Source organism: Aeromonas sp. 604282, assembly GCF_049170575.1.
GTDB classification, from domain to species: domain Bacteria; phylum Pseudomonadota; class Gammaproteobacteria; order Enterobacterales; family Aeromonadaceae; genus Aeromonas; species Aeromonas veronii_A.
On record NZ_JAAKMV010000002.1, the window covers coordinates 352,640 to 367,008 of the forward strand.

A 14,369-nucleotide genomic window follows, 5' to 3' on the forward strand; every position below is an offset into this window, starting at 1 on the left:
GCCTCTCCCGAATGGTGCGTCACGACTCAGCAGCAACCGCTGCCAGAGCAGCAGCCGCCTTTGACGATCCCCTTGATGGCCGCTTGTGGCGCAGGCAGCCCGGCATAACGGGCCAGCTCGCTGCGGCTCGGATAACGACCAGTCAATACCACCTGCCCCCCCACCAGCACCAGTGGCAACCCCTCCTCCCCGGCGTGGGTCAGAAAAGCGCTGACGGCAGGCGTCTCGGCAAACTGCATCGGCTGCTGGGCCAGATTGAAACGCTCGATGGCAACGCCCTGCTCCTTGGCCCAGGCAAGGTCGGCTGCGAAGGTGACCAGTGCCTGATCAACCTCGGTACCGCAGACACCACTGGAGCAGCAGAGGGCGGGATCAAAAATCTGAATGGAGGACATGACATTACTCCTTGTTGCAGCAGGGCTGCGCAGGCAGAACATGGGGGGAGCAGGCTGACTCGGCACGCATCACGCCGCACGCCTCGGGATGACCGGCGCAGCACTCCTCGGTGAGGTAGGCGATTACATCCAGCATCAGGGGAATATTGGCGCGGTAGCGCAGAAAGCGCCCCTCCTGCTCCACCGACAGCAGACCGGTGTTGAGCATCGCCTTGAGGTGAAACGAGAGGGTATTGGGGGCAATATCGAGCTCGCTGGCCAGTTCACCGGCGACCCGCCCCTCCAGCCCGGCCTTCACCAGCAGCCGCCATACATCGAGCCGGATGCCGGATGCCAGCGATTCAAAGACCTTGGTGGCCATCTCTTTGTTCATATTCACTCCCCTTGGTGCGACCTTTCATTTCAACTATACAAGAATTATTGAAATGATCAAGATACGTACCAAAACGAAGATACGAGATTCTGGTATCAAACCGGGCTGACTGGAGAATCGACGAGTGAACAACAATCGCGGATGACCACACAGGGTTCATCGCAGATAAACAAACGCCCTCCAGAGGGAGGGCGTGTATCAGACAGTCAGAGCTGTCGGGGCAATCAGACGAACGCGTGCCTTATTTGGCAGCTGGCACAGCGTTGAAGGTGAGCAGGGCCGCCTTGTTGGCATCGCTCAGAGTCAGCTGGTTGCCGTTGATGGAGTAGGTTGCCACCTTCTCCAGCTTTTGCAGGAACTCGGTCTCTTTGTTCATGGCGTCGCCGATGCACATCATGCGAGTGGAGCCCATGGCGCCCAGCGTCAAGACACCGTCACCCTGCTTGGTGATACCGCCAAAATAGCGGTTGCAGCCGCCCTTGCCCGCCACCTTGCCGTCGACCACTTGCAGGGTGAAGGTATCGCCGGTGGCGCCTTGCAGCTGCCAGCCGGATGCTTGCAGTTGAGCCATGCTGGAACCTGTTGCCATTGCGCAGCCTCCCAGTGCCAGCGCGGCCAGCAGAGTCAGTTTCTTGTTCATGGATTCACCTCTTAATGATTAGAGCCATCAATACGGCAGCCTGTTTATCATGGCTGGCGCCCATGCCAAAGGATTTTATTGTGATCTCCCTTCACTTTACTACCAGCTGGCATGTGCCATGCTTAGGCTCAGTTCCGGACCCAGGGAGGGGAAACGAATGGTCAAATCACTCATCATCACACTGCTTGCAACCTGCGCCAGCTTGGCTGTTCAGGCCGCCGACTGGGCAGTGGTTCAGCCGCAATCCAACCCGTCTCTCTATGTCAAAAGTTACTCGGGTGTGCTGCTCAATGGCCATAGCCATCACAGCGACAGTTTTGATCTCTGGCTGGTCAATAGCGGCTATCAATATCCGGTGGTGGATGATGTGACCCTCTTTATGGAAGCGGGCCCGGCGGTGGCGGATCAGAATCGCACATCCGGTTTCAATATGAGTTCGGGGGTACGCTACCAGCTCTCTCCGGCATTCAATATCGGCAGCCAGATCAAGCATCTCGATCTCAACAAGACCAGCACCCTGCTGGAGCTCAACTCCAGCCTGCTGCTGACCCCCAGACTCTCCCTCACAGCCAACTACGGCGTCAGCGCCATCACTGCCGATCAGGCACTGAGTCTGGGCGTCGGCTTCAACTTCTGATGATCACAACAGCGGCGTGGCACTCACCACCACGCCGTTGCGATCCGCATAGACGTAATCCCCTTCGTGGATGGTCACACCGGCAAAGCTGACCACGGCCCCCAGCTCTCCCAATCCCCGCTTCTCGGTCTTGACCGGACAGGCCGCCAGCGCCTTGACCCCGAGCGCCAATGTCGCCAGGGTGCCCACATCCCGCGCCGCGCCGTGGATCAGGATCCCCTCCCACCCCTGCTCCACCGCCTTGACCGCCAGTTGATCGCCAAGCAGCGCACGGCGCAGCGAGCCGCCGCCGTCGATCACCATCACCTTGCCGTGACCGGGGCGGGTCACCAGATCCCGCACCAGGCTGTTGTCTTCATAACAGGAGAGCGTTACGGCGCGACCATAAAAGAGGGCCTTGCCGCCAAAATCCTGAAACACCGGGTCGGCCACTTGCAGCAAGTCGCCATGTTGATCGCAGAGGTCGGGCAGGAGATCCAGCATGATTTGATTCCTTTCAGATACATGAAGATGTTCATTCTTTCATCAGGCAAGGTTTCTGGCAATCCAGAAGGATTCAATATTGCCCAGACAAACTGCTGATTTATCCGTCAATACTGGCACCAGCCAGAGCTGGCCATCCTCCACCCAGTAGAGAGCATTCTGGCCAAAACGGGCAGCCAGCTGACGGGCTTGTGGCAGAGATAGCGCCACCGCCAGCGATGACTCCTGCCAGCGTTCGTCCGGGTCAGATCCCCAAAATGGCCCCACCACGGGCACCTGCAAATCCACGGTCAGATGGCGCCACATCGCCCGTTCCCGCCGCATATTGCGTCGTTCTGTGACCCACTGGCTGGCCGGATTCCAGGCTGTGATGATGGCAAAGGCAGACCAGTCTGGTGGCTCAAATGGCGCGATAAAGCAGATTTTCTTGTAGTTTTCCCACAAATTCATGTCAATCACATGTTACATTCCATTACATTTTATAGGGGCGAAAACCCGGTTCAGGCCAAGTATGATGCTGCTGTACCAGGGTTTGACCTATATCAAATCAGAGTTAAAAAGTTGCTATCTGACGGCAAAGAGTGTTGTTATGCTCCTGTTAACTGATAAAATGCGGCCACTTTCGTAATGGACGACCTTTCCAGGCTCTGCTCGACCAGACTTGTCGGGAACCTATAAGTGGCACAGGGATACTTGCCGGTACTGATGCCTAATTCGCGATATTCCGACCTGACTCTCATACCCAGGATGACGTAATAAATTTTCAGGATCAGTCAGGAAATCGGTTTGAAACGCCAAAGAGTGTTAAATTTAAGATAATTAACTGATAAGAATCTGGGAATACTCATGCAAACACCACACATTCTGATCGTCGAAGACGAGCTGGTCACACGCAATACCCTGAAAAGCATTTTTGAAGCCGAAGGCTACATCGTGCTCGAAGCCAACAACGGCGACGAGATGCATCAGGCCCTCACTTCCCACACCATCAATCTGGTGATCATGGACATCAACCTGCCGGGCAAGAACGGCCTGCTGCTGGCCCGTGAGCTGCGTGAGAACGACAACATCGCCCTGATGTTCCTGACCGGCCGTGACAACGAAGTGGACAAGATCTTGGGTCTGGAGATCGGCGCCGATGATTACATCACCAAGCCGTTCAACCCGCGCGAACTGACCATCCGTGCCCGCAACCTGCTGAGCCGCACCATGAACGTGGCTGCCGGTGGCGAAGAGAAGAAGCTGGTTGAGCGCTACCTGTTCAACGGCTGGGCGCTGGATATCAACAGCCGCGCACTGGTCAGCCCGACTGGCGACATGTTCAAGCTGCCGCGCTCCGAGTTCCGCGCCATGCTGCACTTCTGCGAAAACCCGGGCCAGATCCAGACCCGTGCCGAGCTGCTGAAGAAGATGACCGGCCGCGAGCTCAAGCCCCACGACCGTACCGTCGATGTGACCATCCGTCGCATTCGCAAGCACTTCGAAAGCGTTAACGATACTCCGGAGATCATCGCCACCATCCACGGCGAAGGCTACCGTTTCTGTGGTGAGCTGGAGCAGGAATAAGCTCCCGCTACGCTGTTGATCTGAAAAGGCGCCTCGGGCGCCTTTTCTGTCTCTGCGATTTGCCTTAAAAGCTGAGAAACGGTGAGCGTGACGTCGAACGGCGCACAAGACAGATGAAAAACAAAAAGCCCACTCGCAGGAGTGGGCTTTTTGTTTTGAAGCTGGAGCGGGCAGCGGGAATCGAACCCGCATCATCAGCTTGGAAGGCTGAGGTAATAGCCATTATACGATGCCCGCTTGGCATCTGAAATTTGGAGCGGGTGATGGGAATCGAACCCACGTATGCAGCTTGGGAAGCTACCGTTCTACCATTGAACTACACCCGCGTCAGGGCTCCTACTATATGCATTTTGCCGCCGAGCGCAATGGCGCCTTTGCCACTTTTTTCAATAAATCAATCTGTTCGGACAAGGATTGAACAGACGGTTGCTTTTTCAATCAAACATTTTCAACACAGATAATTTACAAGGTTGCCAAGGCCAAACGGCAAGGATAGTCTTGCGCCACTCGACGCGAGGATGGTGGTAATGGATAAAAAAACGCAAAAACGTCTCTATGGCTGGTTGCGCAAGCAATCGAGTCACGGTCGCCGCTGGATCACGATATCCATCGCTTTTGGCCTTGGCCAGGGCATTCTGATGGTGGCGCAAGCCTGGCTGCTGGCGACCCTGTTGCACGGCTTTATCATCGAAGGCTCAACGCCTGAGCAATCCATCACACTCTTTATTACCCTGCTGCTGGTGACGCTTGGCAAGGCCGCTCTGGCCTATGGCCGCGAAGTGGCCAGTTTCAAGGCGGGCAGCGCGGTGCGCCAGACCATCCGCCAGCTGGTGCTCACGCGCTTGAGTCGCCTCGGCCCTGCCTATATCCAGCGCCGTCCGGCCGGTAGCTGGGCCAGCCTGTTGCTGGAACAGATTGAAAATATGCAGGATTTCTTCTCCCGCTATCTGCCGCAGATGGCCATCGCCGTCTTTATTCCGGTAGTCATTCTGGTGGCTGTATTCCCGGTCAACTGGGCGGCAGGTCTGATCCTGCTGGGCACAGCCCCCCTCATCCCCATCTTTATGATCCTGGTGGGTGTGGGCGCCGCCGATGCCAACCGCCGCAATTTTCAGGCGCTGGCTCGTCTTTCCGGCCACTTCCTCGATCGGCTGAAGGGGCTACGCACGCTGCAACTCTTTATGCGTACCCAGGCAGAAGGTGACGCCATTCGCGACGCCTCGGAAGATTTTCGCGAGCGCACCATGGAGGTGCTGCGCCTGGCATTTTTGAGCACCGCAGTGCTGGAGTTCTTCGCCGCCATTTCAGTCGCGCTGGTCGCCGTCTACTTCGGCTTCTCTTATATCGACCATCTGAACTTTGGTAGCTATGGGGTAAAGGTCACCCTCTTTACCGGCCTGTTCGTGCTGTTTCTCGCCCCCGAGTTCTACGCCCCGCTGCGGGAACTGGGTGCCCACTACCACGCCAAGGCGCAGGCTATCGGCGCTGCCGAGCAGTTGCTGGAATTCCTAGAAGCCGAGGTGAGCGAGCCGGCCGCAGGCACGGCGCCGTTCCATGCCGACAGCCCGGTCAAGGTAGAAGCAAAAGGACTTGAAGTGCTGAGCGCCGAAGGCAAGGTGCTGGTCGGCCCCATCGACTTCACCTTGGAAGCCGGTTCGCGCACCGCCCTCATCGGCGTCAGCGGCGCAGGCAAGAGCTCGCTGGTCAACGCCCTGCTCGGCTTTGCCCCCTATCGTGGCGAGCTCAAGGTCAACGGGCAGGAGCTTGCCACCCTCGACATGAGCCAGTGGCGCCTGCAACTGGGCTGGCTCTCGCAAAACCCGCAGCTGTTCCACGCCTCCTTGCGCGACAACCTGCTGCTGGCCAAGCCAACGGCCAGCGATGCAGAGCTGGAAGATGCCCTGAAACGAGCACAGGCGTGGGAATTTGCCATGGAGAAGGGGCTCGACTATCCGGTCGGCGATCAGGCGGGCGGCCTCTCGGTCGGTCAGGCCCAGCGCCTCGCACTGGCGCGAACCCTGCTCAAATCAACCCAGCTGATGGTGCTCGACGAACCGACCGCCAGTCTGGATCGCCACTCCGAACGCGCCATCATGACCACCCTCGAGCAAGTGATGGCTGGCCAGACCCTGCTGATGATCACCCACCGCCTCGACCAGCTTACCAAGATGGACAAGATAATGGTGCTGGCCCGCGGCCAGCTGGTGGAGCAAGGCAGCTTCCAGCAACTTAGTTCTGGGCAGGGGCATTTTGCCCGCCTGCTCTCCCAACGTTCCGGAGGTTCTCTCGATGAGTGATCTGTTGCCATTTCTGCGCCTCTATCGCCAACACTGGCTCAGCCTCACCATTGGTTTGCTGCTGGCGCTGGTGACCCTGGCCGCCGGCATGGGACTACTCTCCCTCTCCGGCTGGTTCCTCTCCGCCGCCGCCGTGGCGGGGATGACAGTTGCGACGACCCATGCCTTTAACTACATGACCCCTGCGGGCGGGGTGCGCTTCTTCTCCATCGTCCGTACCGCCGGTCGCTGGGGTGAGCGGGTCGTGAGCCACGACGCCACCTTCAGGGTACTGACCCGACTGCGGGTCTGGTTATGGCAGAAACTCTCGCCGCTCTCCACCGGTACCCTGGCCGGTTTCCGTCAGGCGGATCTGCTCAACCGACTGGTAGCCGACATCGATGCGATGGACCACGTCTATCTGCGGCTGATCACCCCCATAGGCGCGGCCCTGCTCAGCACCGCCGGACTGGTCTTCTTCCTGTCGTTTTTCGACAGCCGTCTCGCCCTCACCCTGGGTGCCATTCTGCTGTTTGGCATGATCGCCCTGCCGCTGGTGTTCTACTTCCTCGGCCGTCGCCCCGGTCAGGCGCTGATTGCCGAAAAATCGACCCTGCGTACCCGGATGGTGGACTATCTGGATGGTCAGGCCGAGCTGCAGATGTTTGCCGCCGCCCCCAAGGCGCTGGTTGAGCTGCAACAAGCCGAACAGGCGCTGCTCGTCGCGCAGGCCCGGATGGCCAAGGTGAGCGGGCTGGCCAACTTCTCGGTACAACTGCTGAGCGGCTGGACCCTGACCCTGATGCTCTGGCTGGCCGGTCATGGAGTGGCGGGCGCTGCGCCCGACCCCATCACCGCACTGATGGTCTTTGCCACCCTGGCAAGCTTCGAGGCACTGATGCCGCTGGCGGGGGCTTTCCAGCACCTCTCCACCAGCCTCACCTCGGCACGCCGCCTGAACGAGATCCTGCAAGAGGCAAAAGCCCCCGTGTGGGGCGGCGAACAGACCCATGCCACCGCTGGCACGCTGCAGATCAATGACCTCTATTTTGGCTACCCGGGCAATCCCCAGCCGGTGCTGCGTGGCTGCACCCTGCAACTGCACGCTGGGGAAAAGCTGGCCCTGCTGGGCCAGACCGGCTGCGGCAAATCGACCCTGATGGGGCTGCTGACCCGTGAGTGGAGCCCGCAGGCTGGCAAGATCCTGCTGGGTGGCAAGCCGCTCACCGACTACAGCGAAGGGGCGCTGCGCGCCTCCATCTCGGTGGTGAGCCAACGGGTACACCTGTTTGCCGATACCCTGCGCGGCAACCTCAAGCTGGCTGCACCGACAGCCACTGACGAGCAGCTGGTCGAGGTACTGACCCGGGTTGGCCTTGCTACCCTGCTGGAAGATGAGGCGGGTCTGGATGCCTGGCTCGGTGACGGCGGCCGCCCCCTCTCCGGTGGTGAGCGTCGTCGTATCGGCATCGCCCGCGCCCTGCTGCACGATGCGCCGCTCTGGCTGCTGGACGAACCGACCGAAGGGCTCGACAGCCAGACCGAGCGGGAGATCATGGATCTGCTGTTCCAGCTCGGGGCAGATCGCACCTTGCTGCTCATCTCCCACCGCCTGCTGGGGATGGAGCAGATGGACCGGATTGCCCTGATGGAAGAGGGGCAGATCCGCCTCTGCGCCCCTCACAACGAGCTGCTGGCGGATGATTACTACCGCAGCCTCTATCAGCGGCTGGCTCCGGTTTGATATCAGGCTGATGGGGGTCACACCCTGACAACCGGGCGCAAAACGGGGCTGGTCGCCGCAGGCGGCTGGCCCCTATAATGTTCCCCTCATTATTCAACAAGATGCCGACATGGAGCGCCTGCGCATTTCTACTGTCCTCATCACCGACACAAGATACGAGACGATGAAACGCCTGATCCTGATGATGCCCCTGATTGCCTCCGGCTGTGCCAACTACGCCTTCAACAGCAATCTGGATAAAGAGAACTTCGACGAATACTTCAAACCCGGTAGCGTGCGCATCTATGAACAGGATGAGCTGGCTGACCTCAACTACCTCTACCTCGGCACCATCGAGGGTGAATCCTGCCAGGCCGATGCCAACCAGCCGGTGCCCAACGCCGGTGAAGCGCGCACCCAGGCCCGTCGCCGCGCGGCAGACATGGGTGGCAACGGCGTCACCATCGACAAATGCGCCGAATTCAGCGACACCCCGGGCTGCCTGAAACAGGTGATCTGCTACGGGCAGGCGCTGAAAGTGGCCGAAGAGAAGTAACCCGCTGTCATGGCCCTCGCTATCGTTCGCCTTGGCAGCCCGCGCCTGCCCGATGAGGGACTGCGGATCGGCACGGTGCGCCGCCCGCCCCGCGGCGTCCCCAAGAGCGAATTTGCCAGCCAGCATTGGTACGATGTCTGGTTCCCCAACCTCGCCCCCAGCAGCGAGACCATGAAGTTGGGGCAGGCAGCCGAGACGCCCGCCCAGTGGACGGCGTTTGGCAAACAGTACAAGGCAGAGATGGCGCAACCTGCCGCCAGACATGATCTGGCGCTGCTGGCCGCCCTCTCCCACACCACCAATCTGTCGGTGGGCTGCTACTGCGAGCAGGAATCCCGCTGCCATCGCGCCATTTTGAAAGAGCTGCTGGTAGCTGCGGGGGCCGCCATTCGCTAACTCGGTGAGCGACAGCAATACGATGGGGAATCGCGTCAGCCTGTACTCGGCAACCATCAGGCATGGATAGACAGAGAGGGCATCCCGCGGGATGCCCTCTCTCGTTGTATTCGCACCTGCCGTACCACGCTCGGCAGTAGCGGCTCGATGCCCCCTCCTAATGCAGACTGGGTTCCAGAAACTGCTGACGCAGCAAGCTCTCCTCGGCCTGAGTCATGGCATTCTCCGCCACCCCGGCGGCAGGCTCGATGGCCAGCCAGTGGGCAATGTCGGCGACGGTCTCCTCCAGCGGCCGGAAGTTCAACCCGTGGACGATGGCCGCCTCGGCGCTTATAGAGCCATAACCGGCAAACTCCGCCTGCGCGCAGGGCAGCAGGGCGGGATAGCTCTGCCAGGGCTCGATACCGGCCGCCATCAGGGTGGACCAGGGCAACCATTCGGGCTGAATGGGTCTGGCTGGCGGCAACCGGGCGCTCAACCGCTCCAGCCAGTCGCAGAGGGTAATGCCGGGTTTGAGCAAGTTGAATGTGCCCCCCAACTGCTGCTCCGCCGCACGCAACACAAACTCGGCGCAGTCGCGCACATCGAGATACTGCAAGCGATCCTCGCCACTGCCCGGCAGCAACCAGGGCCCGCCCTGCAGCACCCGCTTAATCCACCAGGCCATGCGACCGGTGGGATCATGGGGACCGCACAGCACGCCAGGGCGCAGGATGCAGAGCCGCTCGTCCCAGCGGGCACGATACTCCTGCTCGCACAACACCTTGAGCGGGCCATAGTCGCAGGGCATTTCACCTTCGGGGATAGCATGTAGCGGCGCCGACTCATTCATCCCGGGCAATGAGAAATCGCGATAGACGCTGATGGTGGAGATAAAGATCAGCCGTGCGCAGCACCCGAGCAAGGCCGCCGAGAGGCTCGCCGCCTGCTCGGGGCGATAGCAGCAGGTGTCGATGACGAGATCCCACTGCAACCCGGCCCCTTGCAGGGGGCTCAGGTTCTTGTCCCTGTCGCCGGTGAGCTGCACCAGATCGCGCCAGTCCGGATGCTGGTGCAGGCCACGGTTGAACAGGGTCACTTCATGGCCCCAATCCAGTGCCAGCGCGGTGAGGTGGCGCCCCAAAAAGCCGGTGCCACCGATAATCAGCAGTTTCATCCCTCTCCCTCCCCCTTCGGCGCGAGTGCGCATATTTCATCCTGACACGCCAGTTGCCTCCACCCTACGCAACTTGGCGCGCGGGCACAGCCCCCGACTGGCCGGGATGGGACAGGGATCACGGCAGCGCCGCAGAAAAGGGCGTAGTGAGGCCGAACCTGCGTTTTGGGGCTGCCTGTGCTAAATTGCCGGGGTTTTCAGTCAGGATCCACCATGAAGTTCGAAATCGACACCCTCGGGATCATCCGCTCTCCCTACAAGGAGAAGTTCGCCATCCCCCGCCAGCCCGGACTGGTCAAATCGGCCCGCGCCCGCCTCGAGCTGCTTCCCCCTTACGATCAGCCGGATGTGCTGCGCGGCATCGAGCAGTTCTCCCATCTGTGGCTCAGCTTCGTGTTTCACCAGACCATGGCGCAGGGCTGGCACCCGACGGTGCGCCCGCCGCGCCTTGGCGGCAACGAACGGGTCGGCGTCTTTGCCACTCGCTCCACCTTCCGCCCCAATCCGCTAGGGCTCTCGGTGGTCGAGCTGCACGGGGTAGGTCGCGAACGGGGCAAGTTGTGGCTGGAGCTGGGAGCGGTGGATCTGCTCGATGGCACCCCCATCGTCGATATAAAACCCTACATTCCCTATGCCGACAGCCTGCCGGATGCCCGTGGCGGCTTTGCCCCCGATGCGCCCACCCCGCCGCTGGCGGTGAGTTTCAGTGCCGAGGCCGAACAACAGTTGCAACCCTGGCTCAAGGCCCACCCCGAGCTGCGCCAGCTGGTAAGCGAAGTGCTGGCGCAAGATCCGCGCCCCGCCTACAAGAAGGGCAAGCCCGATGAGAAGGAGTACGGTGTGCGGCTGTTTGACTGCAACGTCCGTTTTTGCATCAACGAACCCGCGTGTCTGGTAGTGGCCATCGAGCCCGCCTGAACCTGGGCGGGCCGACATCGCTGATGCTATTTCACGCCTTCTTCACGTCACAAGGGGCTTAATGAGCCTGTAAATTGTGTGGCATTGATCAGACTATCCACCCGGTTGCCAGTGATACCATGCAGACAGCAGAGGGCATCTCCTCTCTGACTGAGGTCAGCCGCAGGCTGCCGGTTGATGGCAAGCATGGCAGCCAGCCTGTTGCCGCCAAAGGATCTGGCCTCGCTCCGACACGTTTGAGTGCGGGGATGCCACACGGATGTGACAGCACTTCGAAGGAACAAACCTATGCTGATGAACAGTGAACAACGTTATGGCACCCTGAATATCGGGCTGCACTGGCTGACCCTGTGGGCCATGATCGCCGTCTACGCCCTGATCGAATTTCGCGATATCTTCCCCAAAGGGGACCCTGGCCGGGATCTGATGAAGGAGTGGCACTTTATGCTGGGGCTGCTTATCTTCGCCCTGGTCTTTGTCAGACTGGCCCTGCGCTGGATGAGCCCGACGCCCCGTATCGTGCCCGAGCTCTCCCCGGTCATGCACAAACTGGCAAAACTGGCCCACCTCGCCCTCTACAGCTTTCTGATACTCACCCCGCTGTTTGGCTGGCTGCTGCTGAGCGCTGCAGGCAAGCCTATCCCCTTCTTCGGGCTCGAGCTGCCAGCCCTGATCTCCCCCAGTCCGGATATCAAGGGGCTGATCAAGGAGGTGCACGAAACCTTGGGCAATATCGGTTACGCCCTGATCGGCCTGCACACAGTGGCCGCCCTCTATCACCACCATATTCTCAAAGACAACACCCTCACCAATATGCTGCCGCCGCGCCGCAGCTAACAAGCAGCAGAACAAAAACAGAAGGGGCGCACATTGCCCCTTCTGTTTTTTGAACGTGACAAGACTGGTGTCTCTGAAGCGACCCACTGCTCACGCCTCTGACAGGTCTCTACAAGCAGAACGCCTTATGATTCAGTCCCGATACAGGAGCTGCACGATAGGATTCGAATTGACTCAAAGCGACATACACTTTCTAATTGACAGTCTGGACCCCTATGACCGTTCACATCATGAAAATTCTGTTGGTCGAAGACGACAAGCTGCTCAATCACCACCTCTCCTCTCTGCTGACCGAAGCAAACAACCAGGTCTACAGTACCGATCAGGCCGGAATTGCGCTGCACTATGCCGCCGACTACCCCATTGATGTGGCGATCATCGATCTCGGTCTGCCCGATATGGATGGTTTGCAGTTGATCCGCCAACTGCGCGAGCGGCAGATCCCCTTCCCCATCATTGTGCTGACCGCCCGTGGCAACTGGCAGGACAAGGTCGAAGGACTGGAGGCTGGAGCTGATGACTATCTGGTTAAACCGTTCCAGAAAGATGAGTTGCTGGCCCGCCTCAATGCCCTGATGCGCCGAAGCGCGGGTTTTATTTCCCCCAAGGTGAAGGCCGGTGATTACGAGCTTGATCTCTCCCGCAAGGAGCTGACTATCGCTGGTGAAGTGGCTGTGCTCACCAGCTTTGAGTACCTCATTCTGGAGTACCTGATGCGCAACGCCCGTCAGGTGGTCTCCAAGCAGCAACTGCTTGACCAGCTATACGGCGATGGAGAAGGGGATCCCAACACCATAGAGGTGATGGTGAGCCGCCTGCGTAAAAAGCTGGATCCGGAAGGGACGATTCAACCCATCTCGACCATCAGGCGTCAAGGTTACATCTTCAACCTCTCCTGTAGCTGATGCAGTTTCATCTGCCACGCCCAGTCAAGATGATCCGCAGCTCCCTGCACATCAAACTGCTGCTCAGCTCGCTGCTGGTGATCGCACTGATCATGGGGTTTGCCGTCTACGCCCTCTACCTCGGCCACATGGAGGAGCAGAGTCAGAAGGCGAGCGCCGGCATGCAGGAGAACCTGGCCAAGCTTTTCTCCTCCACCAAGCCGGTCAACAGCGAAGCCACCGAGATCGGCCGTATCTCCCGCCAGGTCAGTAACAGCAATCTCGATACGCTGATCTGTCGTGCCGATGGCGAGATGATTTGGTCAAGTCTTCATATGCCGGAGGTCATTAGCTCCAAGCAGACCATCTGCAGAGAGTTGATGAAGTATCTGGGCGGGATGGATCTGGACTACTTTTTCAAAAAACACACTATCAAGAACGGCGAAAGCTACTTCGTCTACAGCCTGCGTTTTATCCGCAACCCCGGCAATGGCACCACCGCTTACTACGTGGTGATGATCGACTCGGCCAAACGCTATCACGAAGAGTCCCGCGCCTATCTCTACCAGACGGCCAAACAGGCTCTGCTCGCCTATCTGCTGCTGGCCGGGCTGTTGCTGCTTACCACCTTCTGGAGCCTCAGCTCACTGCGCACCATCGCCCATCAAATCGACGATATCCGGGCAGGCAAGCGGGATGAGATCGCCCATGATTTTGAACGGGAGTTGGCCCCGCTGACCGACTCCATCAACCAATTGCTGGAGAACGAACGCCAGCAGACCCAGCGCTACCAGCATGCCCTTAACGATCTCGCTCATAGCCTGAAAACACGGCTGGCGCTGATCCAGATCACCACCCGTGAAATGCAGCTGGGGCGGGAACTCCACGACAACATCAATGAGCAGATCCTCACCATGGATCAGATGATCCAGTACCAGCTCAGACGAGCAGTTACTGGCCGCCAGCGCCTCGCCAGCAAAGGCACCGAACCAGTTCCGCTGATTGAAAAACTGCTGGCCAGTCTGGCCAAGGTCTATCGCCACAAGAAGCTGCAGACCCACTTCCTGTTCGATGATGATGCCCTCTTCCACGGCGAACAGGGCGACCTGATGGAACTGATGGGCAACCTGCTCGACAATGCCTGCAAGTTTGCCATCAGCGAAGTGAAGGTGACGGTACGCCGCCATCTCGACCGGTTACGCATCGAGGTAGAAGATGATGGCCCGGGCATCGATCCGGCCAAATCGGAGCAGATCTTTCAGCGTGGCGTGCGCGCTGACAGCTCGCCCGGCCAGGGCATCGGTCTGGCGGTGGTGACCGAGATCGTTCACAGCTACGGCGGCCAGATCCGGGTCGATGAATCTCCCCTCGGCGGTGCCCGCTTTACCCTGGATCTTCCCTGACACCGGATAGGCCCGACCACGGCCCCTCTGCCTCCCGCTACATCACCCTAACCGGGGTTAAAAATCCCGCCTGACACCACCCAATTCAGCAATATGCTATCGAGATACTTGAGATGTGATGCATCT

Annotated in this window: 16 protein-coding genes and 2 tRNA genes; 10 read left to right on the forward strand and 8 right to left on the reverse strand. The window is 59.5% G+C overall.

Annotated elements, in window-relative coordinates; all coding sequences use genetic code 11:
• Nucleotides 1–26: 26 nt before the first annotated feature.
• The 3 genes from arsD to G5367_RS04605 form a co-directional block, all read right to left on the reverse strand.
• On the reverse strand, nt 27–395 hold the full coding sequence (gene arsD, locus G5367_RS04595; RefSeq protein WP_421171749.1) for an arsenite efflux transporter metallochaperone ArsD: 369 nt from the start codon (nt 393–395) through the stop codon (nt 27–29).
• Nucleotides 396–399: 4 nt separating this feature from the next.
• Nucleotides 400–768 (reverse strand): ArsR/SmtB family transcription factor, encoded by a 369-nt coding sequence (locus G5367_RS04600; RefSeq protein ID WP_005338181.1) that lies wholly within the window; start codon nt 766–768, stop codon nt 400–402.
• 241 nt (nt 769–1,009) lie between these two features.
• On the reverse strand, nt 1,010–1,408 hold the full coding sequence (locus G5367_RS04605) for an META domain-containing protein (protein WP_203118094.1): 399 nt from the start codon (nt 1,406–1,408) through the stop codon (nt 1,010–1,012).
• 157 nt (nt 1,409–1,565) lie between these two features.
• On the opposite strand from G5367_RS04605, the gene G5367_RS04610 reads away from it, so the two are divergent.
• On the forward strand, nt 1,566–2,045 hold the full coding sequence (locus G5367_RS04610) for a hypothetical protein (RefSeq protein WP_421244348.1): 480 nt from the start codon (nt 1,566–1,568) through the stop codon (nt 2,043–2,045).
• A gap of 3 nt (nt 2,046–2,048) precedes the next feature.
• On the opposite strand, the gene G5367_RS04615 is transcribed toward G5367_RS04610, so the two are convergent.
• Both G5367_RS04615 and G5367_RS04620 read right to left on the reverse strand, forming a co-directional pair.
• Complete coding sequence (locus tag G5367_RS04615; RefSeq protein WP_118854119.1) at nt 2,049–2,528, reverse strand: putative 4-hydroxy-4-methyl-2-oxoglutarate aldolase; 480 nt, start codon at nt 2,526–2,528, stop codon at nt 2,049–2,051.
• A gap of 42 nt (nt 2,529–2,570) precedes the next feature.
• Nucleotides 2,571–2,978 (reverse strand): DUF3293 domain-containing protein, encoded by a 408-nt coding sequence (locus tag G5367_RS04620; RefSeq protein WP_139741748.1) that lies wholly within the window; start codon nt 2,976–2,978, stop codon nt 2,571–2,573.
• Between the two features lie 396 nt (nt 2,979–3,374).
• On the opposite strand from G5367_RS04620, the gene arcA reads away from it, so the two are divergent.
• Entirely contained in the window at nt 3,375–4,094 is a 720-nt protein-coding gene (arcA, locus tag G5367_RS04625) for a two-component system response regulator ArcA (protein ID WP_005338193.1), read from the forward strand.
• A gap of 162 nt (nt 4,095–4,256) precedes the next feature.
• Here arcA and G5367_RS04630 read toward each other — a convergent pair.
• Together G5367_RS04630 and G5367_RS04635 are read right to left on the reverse strand one after the other, a co-directional pair.
• A tRNA-Gly gene (locus G5367_RS04630) sits at nt 4,257–4,331 on the reverse strand.
• Between the two features lie 15 nt (nt 4,332–4,346).
• A tRNA-Gly gene (locus G5367_RS04635) sits at nt 4,347–4,420 on the reverse strand.
• Between the two features lie 201 nt (nt 4,421–4,621).
• Between G5367_RS04635 and cydD the strand changes: the two genes are divergently transcribed.
• The 4 genes from cydD (at nt 4,622) to G5367_RS04655 (ending at nt 9,045) form a co-directional block, all read left to right on the forward strand.
• Nucleotides 4,622–6,391 carry a heme ABC transporter permease/ATP-binding protein CydD gene (gene cydD / locus G5367_RS04640; RefSeq protein ID WP_236395556.1) on the forward strand — a complete coding sequence of 590 codons (1,770 nt, stop codon included), beginning with the start codon at nt 4,622–4,624 and terminating at the stop codon, nt 6,389–6,391.
• On the forward strand, nt 6,384–8,114 hold the full coding sequence (gene cydC, locus G5367_RS04645; protein ID WP_421244347.1) for a heme ABC transporter ATP-binding protein/permease CydC: 1,731 nt from the start codon (nt 6,384–6,386) through the stop codon (nt 8,112–8,114). Before cydD ends, cydC begins: the two co-directional genes overlap by 8 nt.
• Before the next feature lie 163 nt (nt 8,115–8,277).
• Complete coding sequence (gene rcsF / locus G5367_RS04650) at nt 8,278–8,649, forward strand: Rcs stress response system protein RcsF (RefSeq protein ID WP_101529794.1); 372 nt, start codon at nt 8,278–8,280, stop codon at nt 8,647–8,649.
• Between the two features lie 9 nt (nt 8,650–8,658).
• Nucleotides 8,659–9,045, forward strand: a complete 387-nt coding sequence (locus G5367_RS04655) for a DUF488 domain-containing protein (RefSeq protein WP_005347417.1) — start codon at nt 8,659–8,661, stop codon at nt 9,043–9,045.
• A gap of 157 nt (nt 9,046–9,202) precedes the next feature.
• Here G5367_RS04655 and G5367_RS04660 read toward each other — a convergent pair whose 3' ends face one another.
• Nucleotides 9,203–10,201 (reverse strand): NAD-dependent epimerase/dehydratase family protein, encoded by a 999-nt coding sequence (locus G5367_RS04660; RefSeq protein WP_421244346.1) that lies wholly within the window; start codon nt 10,199–10,201, stop codon nt 9,203–9,205.
• Between the two features lie 213 nt (nt 10,202–10,414).
• Between G5367_RS04660 and tsaA the strand changes: the two genes are divergently transcribed.
• From tsaA to G5367_RS04680, 4 genes are all read left to right on the forward strand, one after another.
• On the forward strand, nt 10,415–11,119 hold the full coding sequence (gene tsaA / locus G5367_RS04665; protein WP_421244345.1) for a tRNA (N6-threonylcarbamoyladenosine(37)-N6)-methyltransferase TrmO: 705 nt from the start codon (nt 10,415–10,417) through the stop codon (nt 11,117–11,119).
• A gap of 288 nt (nt 11,120–11,407) precedes the next feature.
• Nucleotides 11,408–11,956: a cytochrome b gene (locus G5367_RS04670; RefSeq protein ID WP_236345509.1), complete on the forward strand. Its 549-nt coding sequence runs from the start codon at nt 11,408–11,410 to the stop codon at nt 11,954–11,956.
• Nucleotides 11,957–12,186: 230 nt separating this feature from the next.
• Nucleotides 12,187–12,861 carry a response regulator gene (locus tag G5367_RS04675; RefSeq protein WP_041234484.1) on the forward strand — a complete coding sequence of 225 codons (675 nt, stop codon included), beginning with the start codon at nt 12,187–12,189 and terminating at the stop codon, nt 12,859–12,861.
• The gene (locus tag G5367_RS04680; protein ID WP_005347433.1) at nt 12,861–14,243 is read left to right on the forward strand and encodes an ATP-binding protein; all 1,383 of its coding nucleotides are present in this window, start codon (nt 12,861–12,863) and stop codon (nt 14,241–14,243) included. Before G5367_RS04675 ends, G5367_RS04680 begins: the two co-directional genes overlap by 1 nt.
• Nucleotides 14,244–14,369: the final 126 nt, after the last annotated feature.